21 protein-coding genes are annotated in these 18,785 nt (G+C 62.0%); 3 read left to right on the forward strand and 18 right to left on the reverse strand.

Annotated features, from left to right (window positions below; all coding sequences use genetic code 11):
* The 5 genes from RIF72_RS00305 to RIF72_RS00325 all read right to left on the reverse strand — a co-directional run bounded on the left by RIF72_RS00305 (position 1) and on the right by RIF72_RS00325 (position 3,632).
* Positions 1-480, reverse strand: coding sequence for a DUF4395 domain-containing protein (locus RIF72_RS00305; protein ID WP_309072930.1), 480 nt, complete (start codon positions 478-480; stop codon positions 1-3).
* A gap of 31 nt (positions 481-511) precedes the next feature.
* Positions 512-1,522, reverse strand: coding sequence for an exonuclease domain-containing protein (locus RIF72_RS00310; protein ID WP_309072931.1), 1,011 nt, complete (start codon positions 1,520-1,522; stop codon positions 512-514).
* A 96-nt stretch (positions 1,523-1,618) separates the two neighbouring features.
* Positions 1,619-2,305, reverse strand: coding sequence for a hypothetical protein (locus tag RIF72_RS00315; RefSeq protein ID WP_309072932.1), 687 nt, complete (start codon positions 2,303-2,305; stop codon positions 1,619-1,621).
* Positions 2,302-3,234 carry an ABC transporter ATP-binding protein gene (locus tag RIF72_RS00320; protein WP_309072933.1) on the reverse strand — a complete coding sequence of 311 codons (933 nt, stop codon included), beginning with the start codon at positions 3,232-3,234 and terminating at the stop codon, positions 2,302-2,304. Before RIF72_RS00320 ends, RIF72_RS00315 begins: the two co-directional genes overlap by 4 nt.
* Positions 3,231-3,632 (reverse strand): GntR family transcriptional regulator, encoded by a 402-nt coding sequence (locus RIF72_RS00325; RefSeq protein ID WP_309072934.1) that lies wholly within the window; start codon positions 3,630-3,632, stop codon positions 3,231-3,233. The genes RIF72_RS00320 and RIF72_RS00325 overlap by 4 nt, the downstream gene beginning before the upstream one ends.
* A 130-nt stretch (positions 3,633-3,762) precedes the next feature.
* On the opposite strand from RIF72_RS00325, the gene RIF72_RS00330 reads away from it, so the two are divergent.
* A complete protein-coding gene (locus tag RIF72_RS00330) occupies positions 3,763-4,524 on the forward strand; it encodes a VTT domain-containing protein (RefSeq protein ID WP_309073233.1) in 762 nt (253 codons plus the stop codon).
* Between the two features lie 87 nt (positions 4,525-4,611).
* On the opposite strand, the gene rdgB is transcribed toward RIF72_RS00330, so the two are convergent.
* From rdgB to clpS, 6 genes are all read right to left on the reverse strand, one after another.
* Positions 4,612-5,274 carry an RdgB/HAM1 family non-canonical purine NTP pyrophosphatase gene (gene rdgB / locus RIF72_RS00335; RefSeq protein WP_309072935.1) on the reverse strand — a complete coding sequence of 221 codons (663 nt, stop codon included), beginning with the start codon at positions 5,272-5,274 and terminating at the stop codon, positions 4,612-4,614.
* Positions 5,271-6,029 (reverse strand): ribonuclease PH, encoded by a 759-nt coding sequence (gene rph, locus RIF72_RS00340; protein WP_011775233.1) that lies wholly within the window; start codon positions 6,027-6,029, stop codon positions 5,271-5,273. Before rph ends, rdgB begins: the two co-directional genes overlap by 4 nt.
* An 83-nt stretch (positions 6,030-6,112) precedes the next feature.
* Positions 6,113-6,910, reverse strand: a complete 798-nt coding sequence (locus tag RIF72_RS00345) for an MBL fold metallo-hydrolase (RefSeq protein WP_091468347.1) — start codon at positions 6,908-6,910, stop codon at positions 6,113-6,115.
* Complete coding sequence (gene murI, locus RIF72_RS00350) at positions 6,907-7,935, reverse strand: glutamate racemase (protein WP_375164183.1); 1,029 nt, start codon at positions 7,933-7,935, stop codon at positions 6,907-6,909. Before murI ends, RIF72_RS00345 begins: the two co-directional genes overlap by 4 nt.
* A 123-nt stretch (positions 7,936-8,058) precedes the next feature.
* Positions 8,059-8,625 (reverse strand): DUF2017 domain-containing protein, encoded by a 567-nt coding sequence (locus RIF72_RS00355; protein WP_178996802.1) that lies wholly within the window; start codon positions 8,623-8,625, stop codon positions 8,059-8,061.
* A complete protein-coding gene (clpS, locus tag RIF72_RS00360; RefSeq protein WP_011775237.1) occupies positions 8,618-8,980 on the reverse strand; it encodes an ATP-dependent Clp protease adapter ClpS in 363 nt (120 codons plus the stop codon). The genes RIF72_RS00355 and clpS overlap by 8 nt, the downstream gene beginning before the upstream one ends.
* A gap of 37 nt (positions 8,981-9,017) precedes the next feature.
* Between clpS and RIF72_RS00365 the strand changes: the two genes are divergently transcribed.
* Positions 9,018-10,346 (forward strand): nicotinate phosphoribosyltransferase, encoded by a 1,329-nt coding sequence (locus RIF72_RS00365; protein ID WP_309072937.1) that lies wholly within the window; start codon positions 9,018-9,020, stop codon positions 10,344-10,346.
* Positions 10,346-10,972: an isochorismatase family protein gene (locus tag RIF72_RS00370; RefSeq protein ID WP_309072938.1), complete on the forward strand. Its 627-nt coding sequence runs from the start codon at positions 10,346-10,348 to the stop codon at positions 10,970-10,972. The genes RIF72_RS00365 and RIF72_RS00370 overlap by 1 nt, the downstream gene beginning before the upstream one ends.
* An 87-nt stretch (positions 10,973-11,059) precedes the next feature.
* Here RIF72_RS00370 and RIF72_RS00375 read toward each other — a convergent pair whose 3' ends face one another.
* From RIF72_RS00375 to RIF72_RS00405, 7 genes are all read right to left on the reverse strand, one after another.
* Entirely contained in the window at positions 11,060-12,835 is a 1,776-nt protein-coding gene (locus RIF72_RS00375; protein WP_309072939.1) for a DEAD/DEAH box helicase, read from the reverse strand.
* Between the two features lie 112 nt (positions 12,836-12,947).
* The gene (locus tag RIF72_RS00380) at positions 12,948-13,286 is read right to left on the reverse strand and encodes a DUF3039 domain-containing protein (protein WP_017200120.1); all 339 of its coding nucleotides are present in this window, start codon (positions 13,284-13,286) and stop codon (positions 12,948-12,950) included.
* A gap of 8 nt (positions 13,287-13,294) precedes the next feature.
* Complete coding sequence (gene nagB / locus RIF72_RS00385; protein ID WP_309073234.1) at positions 13,295-14,077, reverse strand: glucosamine-6-phosphate deaminase; 783 nt, start codon at positions 14,075-14,077, stop codon at positions 13,295-13,297.
* 79 nt (positions 14,078-14,156) lie between these two features.
* Positions 14,157-15,728 (reverse strand): transporter, encoded by a 1,572-nt coding sequence (locus tag RIF72_RS00390; protein WP_309072940.1) that lies wholly within the window; start codon positions 15,726-15,728, stop codon positions 14,157-14,159.
* Positions 15,710-16,627 (reverse strand): ABC transporter ATP-binding protein, encoded by a 918-nt coding sequence (locus RIF72_RS00395; RefSeq protein ID WP_309072941.1) that lies wholly within the window; start codon positions 16,625-16,627, stop codon positions 15,710-15,712. Before RIF72_RS00395 ends, RIF72_RS00390 begins: the two co-directional genes overlap by 19 nt.
* Positions 16,628-16,667: 40 nt before the next feature.
* Positions 16,668-17,768, reverse strand: coding sequence for an NADH:flavin oxidoreductase/NADH oxidase (locus RIF72_RS00400; RefSeq protein ID WP_309072942.1), 1,101 nt, complete (start codon positions 17,766-17,768; stop codon positions 16,668-16,670).
* A complete protein-coding gene (locus tag RIF72_RS00405) occupies positions 17,768-18,766 on the reverse strand; it encodes a tetratricopeptide repeat protein (protein WP_309072943.1) in 999 nt (332 codons plus the stop codon). Before RIF72_RS00405 ends, RIF72_RS00400 begins: the two co-directional genes overlap by 1 nt.
* Positions 18,767-18,785 lie beyond the last annotated feature (19 nt).

The raw sequence follows: 18,785 nt of genomic DNA on the forward strand, positions 1-18,785 counted from the left end.
CTAGATCCGGCGGAGCGTCACGTTGTTGCAAGCCTCACACACGTCCTCGGGAATGAGGCCTCGGCGCTGCAGGAAGCCAAAGATCACGCAGCCAAGGCAGAAGCCCATGAATGCTTCCAGCGAAGCCGCCACGATCAGCAGCGCCAGCAGGATCCAGGCGGCGGGCTGGAAGCCCGTAAAAAACAGCACGACGGCGGCACTCGTCAAGGCGGCACCGATACCCTGCGCGAATCGCTTGGGTGGACCGGCCACCAGCTTGGCGTGCCCGATCCGGGGCGCCAGCACCTTCACTGACAGCAATGCGAGCGGGGAGATCCGCGGCCCGAACAGCACCCGTAGCCAGAAGCCGATTGCCAGTGCCACCAAGCCCCAAACCCAGCCGGTCAACAGGGTGGCAACGGCCACCGCCACCACCAGTCCAGCTGTGATCCGGGCGGCGTATTCGTTCACCGGGTTCGGGAAAGCGAACACACTCCGCACAGTATGACCATGCAGGTCGAGTAGGTGGAGGTTACGCGCCGCCCACCATCTGCAGGAACTCGCCCTCGGACACAACCTCGATTTGCTGGCCCTTGGCATGCAGTTCCAAGACACGCTTTGCTTTGCCTGTGAGACGACCGGCTCGGAGGTCTCCTGCCACGAAGCCGTCACCAACAATCAGCACAGTAGTCCGCGCAGTAACCCGGCTTTCGGGCCGTGCGCCCATGTCCGCCGCACGCAACTTCGCCTCCGGACGGGTGATGGCGAGGTCGCCCGTAAACACCACTGTCTGGCCGAAGAGCGGATGTCCAGGCTCCGCGGCAGGGTTCGGCAGTGGGTTGGGCCCCTCCTCCGGCCAAGTCTGAAAACCAGCTGCCACGCCCAGGGCACGTTCCAGTGTGCGCTCGGCGGCACTTCCGGTCCTGGCCGCGAGTGCGGACATGGTCGCTTTGGAGAGTCCCAGCGCGGGATCGAAGGCGGGTTGCTTCGGCAGGTTCAGGCCAAGGGAAAGGTAGAGTTCGGCGATGCTGTTGGCGTTGTTCCGTCTGGCGATGTCCACCAGAATGCCGGCGCAGGCTCGGGCGTCTTCCGCGGCGTCGTGGTGGTTGACCAGGGGAACGCCTGCCTCCTCGGCGGCATACGGCAAAGAGTTGGACACCAGTGAGTAGCAGCGGCGGGAGAGCATCACCGTGCACACATAGTCGTAGGCTGGCCCCGCAAGGCCGGAAACTTCCAGTCCTGAGCGAATAACGCCGAGGTCGAAGGCTGCGTTGTGGGCGGCGAGTACGTCGTCCCCAATGAAGGCGCCGATTTCCGGGAAGAGCTCCCCGAATCGGGGGCGGCCTGCCACGTCTTCGGCGCGGATGCCGTGAATTCGAGTGTTGTGGAACTCGAAATGATCATGGTTCTCCGGCGGCCGCATGAGCCAGGAGGCTTCCTCCACTACTACGCCACCGCGGACTTTGCTGAGGCCCACCGAACACGGCGAACCCCGGAAGCCGTTGGCTGTTTCAAAGTCGATCGCCGTAAAGTCCAATGCCACTGGACAAGGTTACAGCCGGAAAAGGCCGCCCCAGCCGATTTCTGCAGCGGGGCGGCCATTCCGGCCTGCATTGTGGTCAACGTGACATTTTGGTACCTACGGAGTGGCCCTGCGCAGTGTTGTGTAGGACCCTGCTGCGAGTACGACACACAGGAGCGCAGCCCACCCGCTGATGGTGAGAGGAGTCTGCTGGGCGAACCAGTTACCAACGTGTCCCCATCCTTGGAACAAGGTTGTGAGGGCGGCAATGCCTATCAAAGCGATGGCCGTTCCCAAGGTAGAGACCAGGGTTCCAGTGGTGCCCCAGCGCTTGAAAATGGTTGCGAACCAGAAACCGATGATGAACATGAACATCATCACCACGAAGAAGAAAGCGGCAGTGGAGTACCAGGGACCGTCCGTGACCCACGGGATATTGAAGAAGTAGCCGTAGACGCCCCAACCGTTGGTTGCCTTCTCAAGGACGCCACCCACCATGTAGAGCACAGTCATCCCCAGTGCGATGAGTGAGAAAAGGCCCAGGGTTCCCAGATAAAACGCCCGCCGGCTGATGCTCAGGCCTTGGGAAAACGGAAACACCAGGGTCATGCTTTGGATTCCAAGAACCAGGAAGTACCACAGTGGGGCCTGGCTGCCGCCACCATTTTTCCCTTCGGTGACGGGTATGAGCGCAAAGATGGCGAGCGACATCAGGAAGGATGCCGCCAGGATGGTCAACGGCCATCCGATGTACGTCCACTTGTTGATCAGCTGCATTCGGGCAACTGCCATAGTCCTGCTCATCGCCTTGCCTCCATCGTGTCATCGGCGAAGTCTCCACTGTCTGTTCCTGCTGTGCCTGCCCCGGCCATGGTCTTCCGTACCACCAACTGCTGCAATGAAACCGGCGACAGCTCCAAGCCCAGTTCCTGGGCTTCGGTGCGTTCGCTGCCGCTGAGCACCTCGTCCACCGTCACGGAGGCCAAAGACCCCAGAGTTTCGCGGTGGAGGATCCTGCGGCCTGCCAGGAAGGTGTCCACCTTTTCCGCCGAACCTGAAACGGTGACAGCAGAACCTCGGATCTCCTCGGCATCGGCGTCCATGATGATCCTGCCCCGGTCGATCACCACAACGTGTTCAAGCAGGTTCGCTACCTCGTCAATCAGGTGTGAGGAAAGGATGATGGTGCGCGGGTGCGCGGCATAGTCTTCCACCAAGCGGTCATAGAACAGCTGCCGGGCCACAGCGTCCAAGCCCAAGTACGGCTCGTCGAAGAATGTCAGCTCTGCACGCGATGCGAGGCCTATGATCACTCCGACGGCGGACAGCTGTCCGCGTGAGAGCTTCTTGATCCGACGTTTTACGGGAAGCTGGAAGTCTTCGGCAAGGCGGTCAGCGAAACCCTGGTCCCAGTTCTTGTAGAAGAGAGCAGCGGAGCGGAAGGCATGCTGGGGTTGGAAGTCGTCCGGGTATTTCTGTGATTCCCGGATGAAGCAGATCCGGGACAGGACGGCGTCGTTTTCATAGGCGCTCGCGCCGAAGACGAGGGCCTCTCCGGAGGTGGCGAAGGCCTGGGCGGTGAGGATGGACATCAACGTGGTCTTACCGGCCCCGTTGCGTCCCAGCAGGCCGTAGATACGGTTGGCCGTGAGGCGGAGGTTGACGTTGTCCAAGGCGTTGAGGTCTTTGTAATGCTTGATCAGGTTACGGGCCTCGACGATGGTGTCGTTCACAGGGCCGCGCTCCTTTCCTTGTTTGTCCCGGTTTCCGTTGCAAGCCCGGAGCTGCGTTCAATCATGGAATTCAGCTGCTCTGTTGAGATGCCCAGTTTGCGGGCCTCCAAGGCGAGCGGCTTGACGTACTGCTCGAAGAACTCTTCGGTGCGGCGTGCCACCAGCTGGGCGCGCGCTCCTGTGGCAACGAACATCCCTATCCCCCTGCGTTTATAGAGAATTCCTGAATCCACCAGCAGATTGACGCCCTTGGCGGCAGTCGCCGGGTTGATGCGGTGGAAAGCTGCGAAGTCATTGGTGGAAGGTACCTGTGACTCTTCGGCCATGGTTCCGTCCACGATTCCGTTTTCTATGAGCTCGGCGATCTGCAAGAAGATCGGTTTGCTGTCATCAATCATGAGCACCACCGCCTATCTGGTTCATTACTCATGTAACTAACCATACAACCGACAAACCGAGAGTCAAGAGATAACCCGGAAAAACACGACGACGGCGGTCAAGTAGGCTTGATGGGTGATCTTTTCTGCGATAAGCGACCTTGCCGTATCCACTTTCGGGGGCGCGGGCCCGGTTTCGCCGCCTATGGCTTCGTTCCTACCGGACTGGCTGAACCCCGACGTCTTCCTCCGCGATTCACCTTTGGGACCGTGGGTGGTCCTTCTGGTCTGCGCCATTGTGTTCGCAGAAACGGGCCTCTTGGTGGGGTTCTTCCTGCCCGGTGACTCGATGCTGTTCACGGCGGGGCTCCTGGTCTCCACGGGCGCCATCGAGTTCAATCTGTGGGCCATGTGCGCCATGATCATCGTGGCTGCCATCATCGGGAACCAAACCGGCTATCTCATCGGATCCAAGGCCGGCCCGGCGATCTTTAATAAGCCGGATTCACGGCTGTTCAAGAAGGAAAATGTGGAGAGCGCCCATGCGTTCTTCGAAAAGCATGGCGGCAAGGCCTTGATCTTGGCGCGGTTCGTTCCCATCATCCGCACCTTCGTGCCGGTGATCGTGGGTGTTGCGCAGATGGACAAGCGCAAGTTCTTCCTCTTCAACGTCATCGGTGCACTCCTCTGGGGCGGCGGCGTAACCCTGCTCGGCGCTTGGCTTGGCCAGTTCGAGTGGGTTGGCAACAACATCGACATCATCTTCATCGTGATCGTCCTGATCTCCGTCATTCCGATCTTCATTGAGATCGGCCGTGGATTCATGGCAAAGCGCAGGGCAGCGGCCGAAGGCACAGACCCCGTAGAGGAGTTCATTGAGGAGCACGAGGGCGGCAAGCACAGCGAGCACTGAGGCTCCAACAACCTCCCCATAACAAAGGGCCCGAACACCGCGAAAGGCACCCCGCACAGCGGGGTGCCTTTCGCGTCTACGAGGAAACTAGTTCGAACCGGCCTCGGACAAGGCCTTTACAATCGCGGGAAGCAAAGCACGGAATGCCTGTCCGCGGTGGCTGATGGCGTTCTTCTCATCGGAGCTAAGCTCCGCACAGCTGCGGTCCATCCCGACGGGTTGCAGCACGGGGTCGTAACCGAAGCCACCCTCCCCGCGCGGCTCGCGCAGGAGCGTCCCTTCCAACTGGCCATACTCCACGGTCTCGTGGGCAATGCCGTCGGGACCAGGGACAGCCAGCGCAGCCGCACAGACGAAAGCAGCTCCGCGGAACGAGTCCGGAACATCAGAGAGCTGTGCCAGCAACAGGTCCAGGTTGGCAACGTCATCGCCGTGCGTGCCGGACCAACGTGCCGAGAATATACCCGGGGCCCCGCCCAGGACATCAACGGCTAATCCAGAGTCGTCAGCGATGGCCACCAGGCCAGTCGCTTCCGCCACGGCCCTGGCCTTGAGGAGGGAGTTCTCAGCAAAGGTGACACCGGTTTCGGCAACATCCGGGGCACCTGCTGCGTCGGCGTCCACCACCTGGGTGTCGACGTCGAGCCCTGGAACCTGCCCCCGGAGCAATTCGCGGAGTTCCTTCAGCTTGCCCTTATTGTGGGTTGCCAGGACGAGGCGTGGAGCGCCGGAGGTCGGCGTGCCGCTCACGGAGCTTCCGCCAGCGTCTCGCGCTGGATAGCGGACAGCTGGGTGGTGCCGAGGAGGGCGAGATCAAGCAGCGCGTTGAGCTCGTCGCGGTCGAACGGGGCACCCTCTGCAGTTCCCTGAACTTCCACGAATTTGCCCGAACCGGTGACCACAACGTTCATGTCGGTCTCCGCCCGGACGTCTTCCACGTACGGGAGGTCCAGCATCGGAACACCATCGATGATGCCCACGGAAACTGCCGCGATAGTGTCCACCAAGGGCTCTGCATTGCGGGCGATGAGCTTGTTCTCACGGGCAAAGCGGATCGCTTCCGCCAGTGCCACGTAGGCGCCGGTGATCGCGGCCGTGCGGGTGCCGCCGTCGGCCTGGAGGACGTCGCAGTCCAAAACGATCGTGTTTTCGCCCAGCGCCTTGGTGTCGATGATGGAGCGCAGCGAGCGGCCAATGAGGCGCGAGATCTCGTGGGTGCGGCCACCAATCTTGCCCTTGACCGATTCGCGGTCGGACCGGGTGTTGGTGGCGCGGGGAAGCATGGCGTACTCAGCCGTGACCCAACCGCGGCCCTCCCCCTTGAGCCACCGGGGCACGCCCTCGGTCAGCGAAGCTGTGCACAGAACCCGGGTGTTCCCGAACTCGATCAGCGCCGAACCCTCTGCCTGCTTGGACCAGCCGCGGGTGATGCTGATGGGTCGCAGTTGATCGGGGGTCCGGCCATCGGCGCGGATGACGGGAGTGGCTGTAGCTTCAGAAGTCATGGTTCAAGCTTAGCCAAGCTGATGGACTCACCCCGACGCCCTGCAAAGTTGGATCGAAGCGAACAGCTGGGTCAAGCGGACAACTAGATTGTGTAGTGGACTCCGGCAACGGCAACAGCCACGTCACCTGTGAAGACCGGCTTGGCCTCTGACAGTACTTTGGTCTGTGAGGTCCACACCGGGATGTGCGTCAGGAGAAGACGCTTTGCACCTGCATTCATGGCAGCCTCCCCTGCACGCTTGCCGGTCAGGTGGACGTCCTTGATGCCGTCATCGCGGCCTTCCTCAAACGCCGCCTCACACAGGAACAAATCTGAATCCCTCGCGGCGTCTTCGAGCCCCTGGCAAGAGTCGGTGTCCCCCGAATACGTCAGTATCTTGGTAACGGACACGCCGTCCTTGCCCGGTTCCGTGGCAGTGACCCGCAAGGCATAAGCCTCTTCAACGGGGTGATTAACAGCGAAAGGGGTCACTGTGAACGGACCCACTGTGACCGGCTTGAGCTCGGTCCAGTTGGTAAAGTCGAATTCTTCGTGCATGCCGGGATCCAGGTCCAGCCCATAGGCCGTGGCCATTCTGTCCGCTGTAGCTGCAGGACCCCAAACCGGCAGGCGATCCCGACCCCATCCGCCTGGCTTCCACCGGACCGCGACATGCAGGCCACACAGGTCCATGCAGTGGTCAGGGTGCAAGTGAGTGAGGAAGATCGCGTCGATGTCTTCCAAGTCCGTATAGCGCTGGATGGCGCCCAGGGCACCGCTGCCCAGGTCCATCACGATCTTCCACTCGCGCTCACCGTCGTGCGCGGTCACCAGGTAGCATGACGCCGGCGAACCCGGACCGGGGAACGAGCCTGTGCAGCCCACGATAGTCAGCTTCACAGGCCACGTCCCATGGTTCCGGTGCCGCCTGCGACAGTGTCCTCAGGCTGGACGAAGTACGAGCGGCGGGATAGCCCCGCTCCCGATCGTGCCGCTTCCAGCATCTCGGGTGTAATGCGGGCAAGGCTGCCTGTGGGGTACTGGGCCGCAACGTGGTCCACGTGCTTCACGGAGAGGACCTCCGGACCCAGGAAGCGGCGAGCCAGGGTCTCGAACTGGGTGGCATCACCGGTGGCGACGAATTCGTGGGTCGGCGCCTGTGCGTCCGTGCGCTGGATGCCGTGGTTGGCCAAGGCGCGGTAGACGTCCTTGGCAGTCTCTTCAGCGCTGGAGACAAGCGTGACGTCCTCTCCCATGACGAATGAGATGACGCCTGTAAGCAGTGGGTAGTGGGTGCAGCCCAAGACCACGGTGTCCACTCCGGCGCCTTTGAGGGGCTCCAGATATTCATTGGCGGCATCCAGGAGATCCGGACCCGTAGTGATTCCGGCTTCCACGAAGTTCACGAACTCCGGGCAGGCGACGGATGTAATGGTCAGGTCCGGAGCGGCAGCAAACGTGTCCTCATAAGCTCTCGATCCCACCGTGGCGGAGGTCCCAATGACACCGATCTTGCCGGAACGGGTAGCAGAGACCGCCCGCCGGACTGCCGGTTGGATAACCTCGATGACCGGTATGCCGTACCGGGCCGTATAGCGTTCCCTGGCATCACGGAGCACAGCGGCGGAGGCCGAGTTGCAGGCGATAGTCAGCAACTTCACCCCCGAATCCACCAGTTCGTCCATGACGCCCAGCGCATTCGCCCGGACCTCGGCGATGGGCAGTGGCCCATACGGGCCATGTGCGGTGTCGCCCACGTAGAGGATTGATTCGTTGGGAAGTTGGTCGATGATGGAACGGGCCACCGTCAATCCACCCACACCTGAATCAAAAATTCCGATTGGACGTGTCCCTATGAGTTCCCCGTTGCCGATGGGGGCGTCACTGCCCAACGCGCCGCTTGGTGAACCCGATGATGAAGTCATAATTATTCGAGAATAAGGCTTCCCGTGGTGTGCGGCCATTACCTGTGCTCTCCGCCTCGTGTCTGATTTGTCACAGGGCAGTCGCATTTGTTTCAGCGCAGAAGCAGCAGCCCGCCATCCGGATCAGGATTTCGCCTGCCTTGCGGCCATCATCGCCTGCACCAAAGACTCTTGGAGCCACGTAGTGAAGTTGTAGACGAGGGCCAGATAGCTCTCCACGTCCTCCGCCTGGCTCCAATCCTGCATGCTGTGAATATGCTCGGCGTCCGCTTCATCCCTGATGTCCAGGCGTTCGGCCAGCACAAGCCGGACGTCATTCAGCGCCATAGACCAGCGGGTGGCATCCTCCGGTGTCAGGACGAGCTCGTTCTTGTCCAGGCCTAAAGCAGCGGCCCTCAAGGCGCCAATTTTGTTTTCCCGCACAGAGCGTTCGGTGAGCTGGCGGAACTCCAGCGAGCCGCCGTCGTCATCCTTCATGACGTTCGGCAGGAGGCGCAGCAGGGCGCGATCGCTGGGCTGCTTTACGTCCATGTCCAAGCCGATCAGCGCTGCGAGCGGGTCTTCGTTTTCCCGGACATCCGATTCCAGCATGGAAATGACGTCGTCCAGCAATCCGCGCAGGAGGTCGCGCTCCGCCGGCTCCAGGTATCCACTGATGCCCTTGAGGCCGTATTTGAATGCCTTAGCCACGCTGGCGGCCGCCCTTTCCGGGTGTTTCGTTGCCGCTAGCGGCTTTTTCCACAGTGGCCCAGAGACCAAAACCGTGCATGGCCACCGCGTGCTGTTCCACTTGTTCCTTACTGCCGTGGGCCACAATGGACCGGCCCTTCTTATGGACCTCCATCATCAGCTTGTGCGCTTTGGACTCGGAATAGCCGAAGTAACTCTGGAACACATAGCTCACGTAGCTCATCAGATTCACGGGATCATTCCAGATCACAAGGTTCCACGGGATATCAGGGGCTGTCAGGACATCGGTGGACGACTGCTCTGCAGCTTTCGTCCGCTCATCGATGTCCGTGCCATACGCAACGCTAGGGCTCATCTGTCCATTCTATGGCGGCTCGCACTAGAGTGAATCCGTGAGTAGAGCCTCGTCGTGGGACCACCCCGCAACTTCCTTGTACACAGACCACTACGAACTGACCATGCTTCAGGCAGCCTTACACTCGGGTGCCGCGCACCGCCGCTCAGTGTTCGAAGCATTCGCGCGTCGGCTGCCGGACGGCCGCCGCTATGGCGTGGTGGGCGGCACGGGACGCCTGTTGGAAGGCATAGCTGACTTCCGTTTCGGTGACGACGAACTTGCCTTCCTGGAGCAGAACAAAGTAGTCAACCAGGAAACGCTGGACTACCTTGCCGACTACAAATTCAGCGGCGACATCTGGGGCTACGCAGAAGGTGACGCCTACTTCCCCAACTCCCCCATCCTCATCGTCGAATCGACGTTCGCCGAGGCTTGCATCCTGGAGACCTTCATCCTCTCGGTCCTCAACCACGACAGCGCCATTGCTTCCGCGGCTTCGAGGATGACCTCGGCGGCCGGCACACGCCCCTGCATCGAGATGGGGTCCCGGCGCACCCAGGAGGAATCAGCGACGGCGGCAGCCCGCGCCGCAGTGATTGCCGGCTTCGCCAGCACCTCCAACCTGGAAGCCGGCCGGCGCTATGGCATCAAAACGGTCGGCACAGCAGCGCACTCCTTCACGCTCCTTCATGACACCGAGCGGGAGGCCTTCGAGGCCCAGATCGCGGCGTTCGGTCCAGGCACTTCCCTGCTCGTCGATACCTACGACGTCGAGACAGCGGTGCGTACCGCTGTCGAGCTGGCCGGTGACAAACTCGGCGCAGTCCGGCTGGACTCGGGCGATCTCATCGCCCAGGCACAGTGGGTACGCCAAATGCTGGATGACCTCGGGAACGTCAACACCCGCATCGTGGTCACCTCGGACCTCGACGAATTCGCCATCGCGGCCCTCCAGTCAGCCCCGGTGGACTCCTACGGCGTTGGGACCTCCCTGGTCACCGGTTCCGGGGCACCGACGGCCAGCATGGTCTACAAGCTGGTCAGCCGCACCAACGACGGCGGCGAATTCATTTCGGTTGCCAAGGCCGCCAAGAACAAGGCAAGTGTCGGTGGACGCAAATACGCGCTCCGCAAGCTCAACGAACGTGGCCGGGCCACCCAGGAAATCGTGGGAATAGGCCACCGCCCCGAAGACGACGGCAACGACCGCGTCCTGCTTCACCAGTTCGTCAAGAACGGCGAGGTGCTGCCCGGATGGACCGGACCAGAAGGTGTCATCCGTGCCAGGGAACGCCACGCGGCAACCATGGCCGAGCTGCCCGCCGTCGTGAATCGCCTGCAGCGCGGCGAAGCTGCCATCCCCACCATCTACGAGGAGAACTGATGTCCAGGGCCCTGATCATCGTCGATGTACAAAATGACTTCTGCGAGGGTGGAACGCTCGCCGTCGAAGGTGGCGCAGCCGTAGCAGGTGCCATCACCGAGTACGTGGACGCCAACCAGCAACACTTTGACCACATCGTGGCCACCCAGGACTGGCATATCGAGCCCGGCGACCACTTTTCAGACGACCCGGACATGGTTGACTCCTGGCCTCCGCACTGCAGGGCCAGGAGCAAAGGTGCCGAACTCCACGAAGACCTTGACCCCGAATACATCCAGGCGTACTTCCGAAAAGGACAGTACACCGCGGCTTACTCAGGCTTCGAAGGCGTCCTGGCTCCTGAAGACGATGTCCCCACCGGCGACCTGAAGGCAGGCACCCCCGTAGCTGAGGTCCTCGATGAAGATGCGATAGGCCTCGACGACTGGCTGCAGAGCCACGACGTCGAGGAAGTGGTGGTGGTGGGACTGGCAACGGACTACTGCGTCAAGGCCACAGCACTGGATGCCGTCCAAGCCGGGTACGCCACCACGGTCATCGCTGAGCTCACAGCCGGAATCGCCGAGGATCTTTCCGGCGCCTACGACGAAATGGAAGCCGCCGGCGTCGAAGTCGAACGGGACTAAGACTGCACTTTTCAGGCATTAAGCAAGGGAGGGCGCCGCAACCGCGGCGCCCTCCCTTGTTTTGGTTATTGCTGACTTTGGAGCCGGCTACTTCCTGCCGATGAACCAGTCCTGGAGCTTGCGCAGGCGGGCCTGCAACTGCTCCTCGTTCGCCTGGGCCACAGCGGGACCCCCACACACTTCACGCAGTTTGGTATGAACCACTCCATGGGGAGTGCCAGTGCGGGCGGACCAGGCGGCCACGTTCTTAGCCAGCTCATTGCGCAAGTCCATCAGCATGCGGTGGTCAGGAACCGCAGGCGCGGCGGCAGCTGCCGAGGGCGCCTGGCGCTTCTTGCGCGATTGCTGTTCGTGCTGGCGCTGACGCAACAGCGTGCCTACCTGCTCGGCGTCGAGAAGCCCCGGAATTCCCAAGAAGTCCAGCTCTTCATCCGAACCGATATCACCACCCGTGCCGAATTCGCCGCCATCGAAGAGGACACGGTCAAAGGAGGCCTGGGAGTCCAAGGCTTCGAACTTGCCCTTGGTGAGCTCGTCGGAAGCTTTGTCCTCGCGGTTGGCCTCCGCCATGAGGTTTTCTTCCGGATTAAAGAGGCCGTCGTCGTCCTTTTCAGGGCGGTCCAATGCGTGATCGCGTTCGGCCTCCATGGTGTTGGCCAACACCATCAGCGGAGGGACGGACGGAAGGAATACCGACGCCGTCTCTCCCCTCTTGCGGGCTCGCACAAAGCGGCCCACGGCTTGGGCGAAGAACAGGGGCGTAGAGGTTGACGTGGCATAGACGCCCACTGACAGACGGGGAACGTCCACGCCCTCGGACACCATGCGGACAGCCACCATCCATCGCTGGTCGCCCGCGGAAAAATCCTCGATCTTGCTGGAAGCCTTGGAATCATCGGAGAGAATGACCGTGGGCGACTGGCCGGTAATTTTCTTCAGCTGACCGGCGTAGGCGCGTGCGTCATCATGGTCCGTGGCAATCACCAGCCCGCCGGCGTCGGGCACGGTCCGGCGAACTTCGCCGAGCCGCTTGTCTGCGGCCGCAAGGACGGCGGGGATCCACTCGCCCGTAGGGTTCAAGGCAGTCCGCCACGCCTGCGAGGTGATGTCCTTGGTTACGGCCGCCTCCCCGAGGGACGCCGCCATCTCGTCGCCTGCACTCGTCCGCCATCGCATCTGGCCTGAATAGGCCATGAACAGGACGGGACGCACCACGTGGTCCCGCAGTGCGTTGCCGTAGCCGTAGGTGTAATCAGCCTTGGAACGGCGGATACCGTCCCGGTCCTCGGCGTATTCGACGAAGGGAATTGGCGAGGTGTCCGAACGAAAGGGCGTACCCGTCAAAGACAAGCGCCGAGCAGCAGGATCAAAAGCCTCACGCAGGCCGTCTCCCCAGGAAAGCGCCTCACCGCCGTGGTGGATTTCATCCAGGATCACCAGGGTCCGGGCCGCTTCGGTCTTCGCACGATGCAGCATGGGCTTGCTCGCTACCTGCGCGTATGTAACGGCAACACCCACGAATCCCCGGCCGTGTTGGCCATCGGAGTTCTTAAAGTTGGGATCAATGGCGACCCCCACTTTTGCTGCGGCGTCTGCCCACTGCCGCTTCAGGTGATCAGTTGGCGCAACGATGGTGATGCGGTTGACCACACCGCTGTCCAGCAGGGTGGTGGCGATGCGCAGCGCAAAAGTGGTCTTACCAGCGCCCGGCGTTGCCACAGCGAGGAAGTCCTTCGGATTGCGGGTCATATAGAGGTCAAGTGCCTCCTGCTGCCACGCACGGAGCTTGGGCGCTGTACCCCACGCGGCACGCTCCGGGTACGCCGGTGGCAGGGACGGTCCACCAAAAAGTGTTTCTGTCATGCTGACTCCCCCGGCCTGATGGCAGCGACGACGATCTCCGACCTTCCGGGCACGCCAAAGCGGACCGCACGACGGTGATGATCAGAAAGGGCCGGAGTTCTCTTCCCACCCACTACTTGGAGTTGCCCGGGCCGCCGTTTTTTCCACCGTCGTTGCCGGGGCGGAGGCCTTCGTAAATCTCCTTGCACTCCGGGCAGACCGGGAACTTCTTGGGATCGCGCCCCGGCGTCCAGACTTTGCCGCACAGGGCAATGACGGGCTCGCCGGTCAGGGCCGACTCCATGATCTTTTCCTTGCGGACGTAGTGCGAAAACCGCTCGCGGTCGCCGGGTTCCACTTCCTGGCGCGTTTCTTCGCGCTCAATGGTGGCAGTGGACGTTCCGGCTCCGGAAAGCTCGCGCATGGGATCGTTTTCGAATGGATCCGGAGGAAGCGTAGTCATGCCAAACATCTTACCGTCTACAGGCCCTGCCACTCCGGCTTGTTGTCATAGGTGTGCCGATAATAATCGGCCAGTTTCAGCGATGACGCGGCCGCCTCATCCACCAAAATCGTGGCGTGGGGGTGCATCTGAAGGATGGAGGCAGCGCAAATGGCAGCCACCGGTCCCTCCACGAAATCCCGAACAGCCTGGGCTTTCTGGGCCCCTGTTGCGACCAACACCACATGCCGGGCATCCATGATGGTTCCGAGGCCCTGGGTGACCACGTGGTGGGGAACGTCGTCGATGCTGTCGAAGAAACGGGCGTTGTCCTTACGGGTCTGCTCGATCAACGTCTTGATACGCGTCCGGGATGACAGGGAGGAACCAGGTTCGTTGAAGCCAATATGCCCGTCTGTGCCGACGCCCAAAATCTGCAGATCAACTCCGCCTACGGCCTTGATCGCGTCCTCATAGTCCTGGCATGCCGCCTCAAGGTCCACGGCAGCACCGTCGGGTCCATGGACGTTCTCCGGCTTGATGTTCACCCTGTTGGTGAACTCGCGCCGAATGACCTCGCGGTAGGACTCGGGATGTCCCGCCGGGAGCCCTACATATTCATCCAAAGCGAACCCATGCGCCTGGCTGAAGTCCAATTCCCCGGCCTCGTACCGGCTGGCCAATGCGTCGTAAATGGGCAGCGGTGACGACCCCGTCGCCAAGCCCAGGACAGCATTGGGCTTACGACGCACCAGCGCTTCAATGGCATCGGCAGCGAGCGCACCGATCTGCTTAGTGCCCTGGAGAATGACAACTTCCATCGTCACGGCCTTTCCTAGTTATGAGCTATCTGACAAGAGGTTATCCCATGTCCCACCTGCGGGCATGGTTGTTACGGAGCTAGCGGTTCACGCTGAGTTGGGCGAACATCTCCGGACCTCGGGCGTCCAACCATTTTCCACCGAGACGGACACCCACAACGAACAGGATGACGCCGAGCAAAGGCCCCACTGCCAGATTTATCCATCCGGCCTCGGGGCCGCCACTAAACGCTTGGACAGCCACGAGTGCAAGCTCCGGAACGAGCAGGAGTGCCAAGAGACCCATGCCTACGGCCTGGACTGCCAACGTCTGGGCGACATTTCCCGGCGGCTTCTTAAACGGGCTGTCCCCGGGCAAAGGCACGGCAATGTTGTAGCGGGCCGATATCACCGAAGAGAGCCCCAAGCCAGTAAAGAGGGTTCCCAGCGACAAGCCCAGAAGGTTGGGGAGCCATTGCCATTCCCCGGTGACGAAAAGCGGCCCTACGGTGAACACAAGCACCACCGGAAGGGAGATCGCGAGACAGGCCAGGGCCCGGCCCAGGCGATCATCAATGCCCCGGACACCCGCAGCGAGGTGTAGCGCAAAGGCTGTGTTGTCATACGAGACATCGGCGCAGATGGACCAGGCCATCATGAACGCTGTCAACGGTCCCAGGATCATGAGCAGGTCGTAACTGCCACTCTGTGATCCGCTGAAGAAAAAGATGACAGGGAACAAGGGAACAATCACCAAGGAGGCCGCATACCTTGGATCCTTCATCCAATAGATCAAAGCCCTGGCAGCAACGGCGCCCGCAGGAGTACCCGGAAGAAGGGCAAACAGACCGAGTTTCCCGCCCTTCCTGGCTGAGCCTCCGGAGTACGGGGGCGTCACCAAAGCACGCTGCAGCAGGACATGCCAGCACAGGAGGAGGCCGGCAATGGTTGCCCCGGAGATAAGAAATTTCAGGGCTGCGGCGCCCACATTGCCGGACTCAAGGTCTCCGCCCAAGGACCAGGATGCACCAAGCGGTGTCCAGGACACAGTGCGGGCCAACACGGGCAGGTAGTCGGCACTGCCACGGACGCCGTCCACGATTCCCACCATGATGGGCCCCAGCAGCATCAGCGGAATGAAGACGATAATGCTGCTGACGTCCTTGAAGCGTCGCGAGGAGGCAAGTCCTGCCGTCGCCGTGGTAACCACCTTGGACAACACGATGCAGGTAACGGCACCCAGAATAGCGCCCAACAAAGCGCCCGCTACAGCAGGGAAACTACGCCACCAAGTCCCCACCGTACCCAAGGCTGCAAGCAAGGTGGCAAGACCCGGGATACCTATGAACCCCGCCACTGCGAGCCCGGCCAAGAGCTGCCTCGGGGGGATCGCGAACGTGGTGAAGCGAGCAGGGTCCAAGGTCATGTCCGCTGCGGATGCGACGAGCGGAATAATGGCCCAACCGAGCACCGTGGCCGCACCGCCAAGCACTACCACCGTGTGGGCAATCTCGGCGTCAGCCCAACGCAGCGCGATGAGACCGCCAATCAGGAGGGAAAGGACGCCCAGCGCATAGAGCAATCCCAGTGCCATGCCCACCAACTGCCACGGGCTGCGTTTGAATCCGTTAAGAAGCAGGCGCCACTTCAGGCTCAGAAGGTGCGCAACCATTCCAGCCCCTCCGTCCGGTGTCCGCCGCCCACCAACTGCACAAAGCGTTCTTCCAAGGTGGAGCCGTTGCGGACCTCGTCCACCGATCCCGCCGCCAGCACCCGTCCGCCTGCAACCACCGCCACATGGCTGCACATACGCTGCACAAGATCCATGACGTGGCTCGAAACGATGACAGTGCCACCGGAAGCGACGTAACTTTCCAAGATGCCCCGGATGTTGGAAGCCGAAACGGGGTCCACCGATTCAAAGGGCTCATCCAGCACAAGGAGACGGGGTGCATGAATGAGCGCAGAGGCCAAGGCAATCTTCTTGGTCATACCTGCCGAGTAGTCAACAACCAAGGTGCCTGCGTCCGCTTGGAGATCAAGGGCAGCCAGCAACTCAGAAACACGGGACCCCACCACATCGCGGTCCATGCCACGGAGCAACCCGGAATAGGTGACCAGCTGTTCGCCCGTGAGCCTGTCAAAGAGGCGCACTCCATCCGGCAGGACGCCCATGAGCTTCTTGGCGTCCAAGGGCCGCGCCCAGACGTCCACACCATGGACCAAGGCGGTGCCAAAATCGGGGCGAAGCAAACCGGTAGCCATGGACAGCGTTGTGGTCTTGCCGGCACCGTTGGGCCCAACCATCCCGTAGAAGGAACCTGCCGGGACCTCCAGGCTCACGCCATCGACGGCGATCTTCTCGCCGAAACGCTTGGCCAGGCCGCGGATGGACAGCGCAGCCAAAGGCGCACCCTCAGCAGAACCACTGGAAGGCAACGGAAGGGAGCCGGTTGGTAATTGACTGACCTGTCGCGCTTCGGGAGCCTGCTGCGTTGCGGAAGCTTGTGGGGGCGCGGACGCTTGTGGCGGCGCGGATGTGGGCGTGGGTTCATGGCGTGGTTCCGTCATGAACCCAGCCTAACCTTGCCAACACGAACCTGAGGAGGTCCTAGAAGCCGTGGCGGGGAACTGCACGCTGGTACTGCGGAACCCACGGAATGTCGTGGCCCAATTCGTACGCAGCCCTGAGCCACCAGTGCGGATCCCGCAACGCGGCACGGGCCATGAAAACCGCATCCGCCCTGCCGTTCGCCACAATATCTTCCGCTTGCGTGGCACTCGTGAGCAAGCCCACCGCGCCGGTGAGGACTCCGGCGTCGTTCTTTACCTGCTGGGCGAATCCAGCCTGATAGCCGGGCACAGCCCTAATCTGCTGATGCGCTACTGCGCCGCCGCTGGAAACGTCCACAAGGTCAACGCCACGTTCGGCAGCGGCGCGGGCCAACCGAACAGAAGCCTCGACATCAACGCCGCCGTCAGCCCAGTCCGACGCGGAAATACGGAGCAGAAGCGGCATGGAGTCCGGAATCACTTCCCTGACCGCGTCCACCACGGCGAGCATAAGTCGGTTGCGCCCCTCCTCGTTCCCGCCCCAGCTATCAGTTCGGGTATTGATGAGCGGGCTTTGGAACTGGTGCAGGAGGTATCCGTGGGCTCCATGAATCTCCACGGTGTCGAAACCCGCCGCTACTGCGCGGCCGGCAGCGGCGGCAAAGTCGGCCACGACGCCTTGGATATCGGCATCGCTCATTGCTTCCGGCGCGGCATAGCCGTCAAACGGATCACTGCCTGGCCCAACGGTGACCCATCCGCCGTCGGACTCCGGAACAGAGCCGGAGCGATCGGAAAACGGCCAATACGTGGACGCCTTACGCCCCGCGTGGGCAAGTTGCGCCCCTATCTTGCAGTCGACGGCACCATGCCGGTGGACGAAAGCCACCATCCGTTCCCAACCGGCCGCCTGCTCATCAGAGTACAAACCAGCGTCCAGGGGGCTGATTCTGCCTGCAGCATTCACCGCAGCCGCCTCACTGAGGATGAGCGCGGCGCCGCCGGCTGCGAAAGAACCCAAGTGCATCAAGTGCCAGTCGTTGGGGACGCCCTCTCCGGTCTCCGGGTGGCAGCTGTACTGGCACATGGGCGACACCCACCCACGGTGTGGGACGGTAAGCGAGCGCAGCTGAAGCGGAGTGAACAGCGCGGACGGCACTAGAAGAGAACCCTCGCGAGCCCTTGGCGCGCCTTCGCCACCCGCTCGTCCTGGGTTCCGACGACCTCGAAAAGCTCCAGGAGGCGCACGCGGGCGGTCTCACGCTCGGGACCGTAATTCCTGCCAATGAAAGTGATAATGCGGTTGAAAGCGTCGTCGATGTGGCCGCCGGAGATGTCGAGGTCAGCCACAGTTAACTGCGCCTGGACGTTGTCCGGTTCTTTGGCGGCGAGCTCGCGAAGGGCTTCGGCCTCGGGGGCAGAGAGCTGGTCCAACCTGGCCATCAGTTCAACCTGGGCCAAACCGGCCCTGGCATCGGTGTCCGCCGGCTGCTCGAGGAGCGCCTGCTTGTAGGCTGCAGCTGCGCCGGCGTAGTCGCCGGCCTCGATCGCGTCAATGGCTGCCTGATGGAGTGGCGGCAGTGGTGCAGGTTCCGCGTCCTCTACGGGCGCGGCGTCCCCTATGCTGCCGGTGACACCGTTCGCTGCAGCAACCTTCAGAAGCTCCTCAAGCAGGTTTCGGATCTGTTCGTCATCCGCGGGTCCTTGGAAAAGCGGGACGGGTTGTCCCTTCACCACGGCCACTGCCGTGGGAACGGCCTGCACTTGGAAGGCCTGCGCCAGTTGCGGGAAGGTGTCAACATCCGCGGCTGCTAGCACCAAGCGACCACCGTAGCTTTCAACAATGCGTTCGGCTGCATCGAGAACGGCGGGTGACTCGGGCGCATACCGCGACCAAAGGAGGAACAGCACGGGGATCTGCGCAGACAATTGCACCAGATCTTGGAAATTTGATTCGGTTGCATCCACTCGAAGTGGTGCTTTGCCAGCATCGCCCGCTTGGGACGAGCCATCCACGGGCGATCCGCCCTCCGCCGAAGCAGAGGGGGCAGGCACCGGCGGGGTGGCTGGGCGGCGCAGCGACGACAGGTCAACGGCACCGCGAAGATTGAGCTGGCTGGCAGCGGCTGGAGTGGGTCGGTATCCGGGCGAACTCATACCGTCCACTCTAGCCGCT

The sequence above is a fragment of the Paenarthrobacter sp. genome (assembly GCF_031180005.1).
GTDB lineage: Bacteria > Actinomycetota > Actinomycetes > Actinomycetales > Micrococcaceae > Arthrobacter.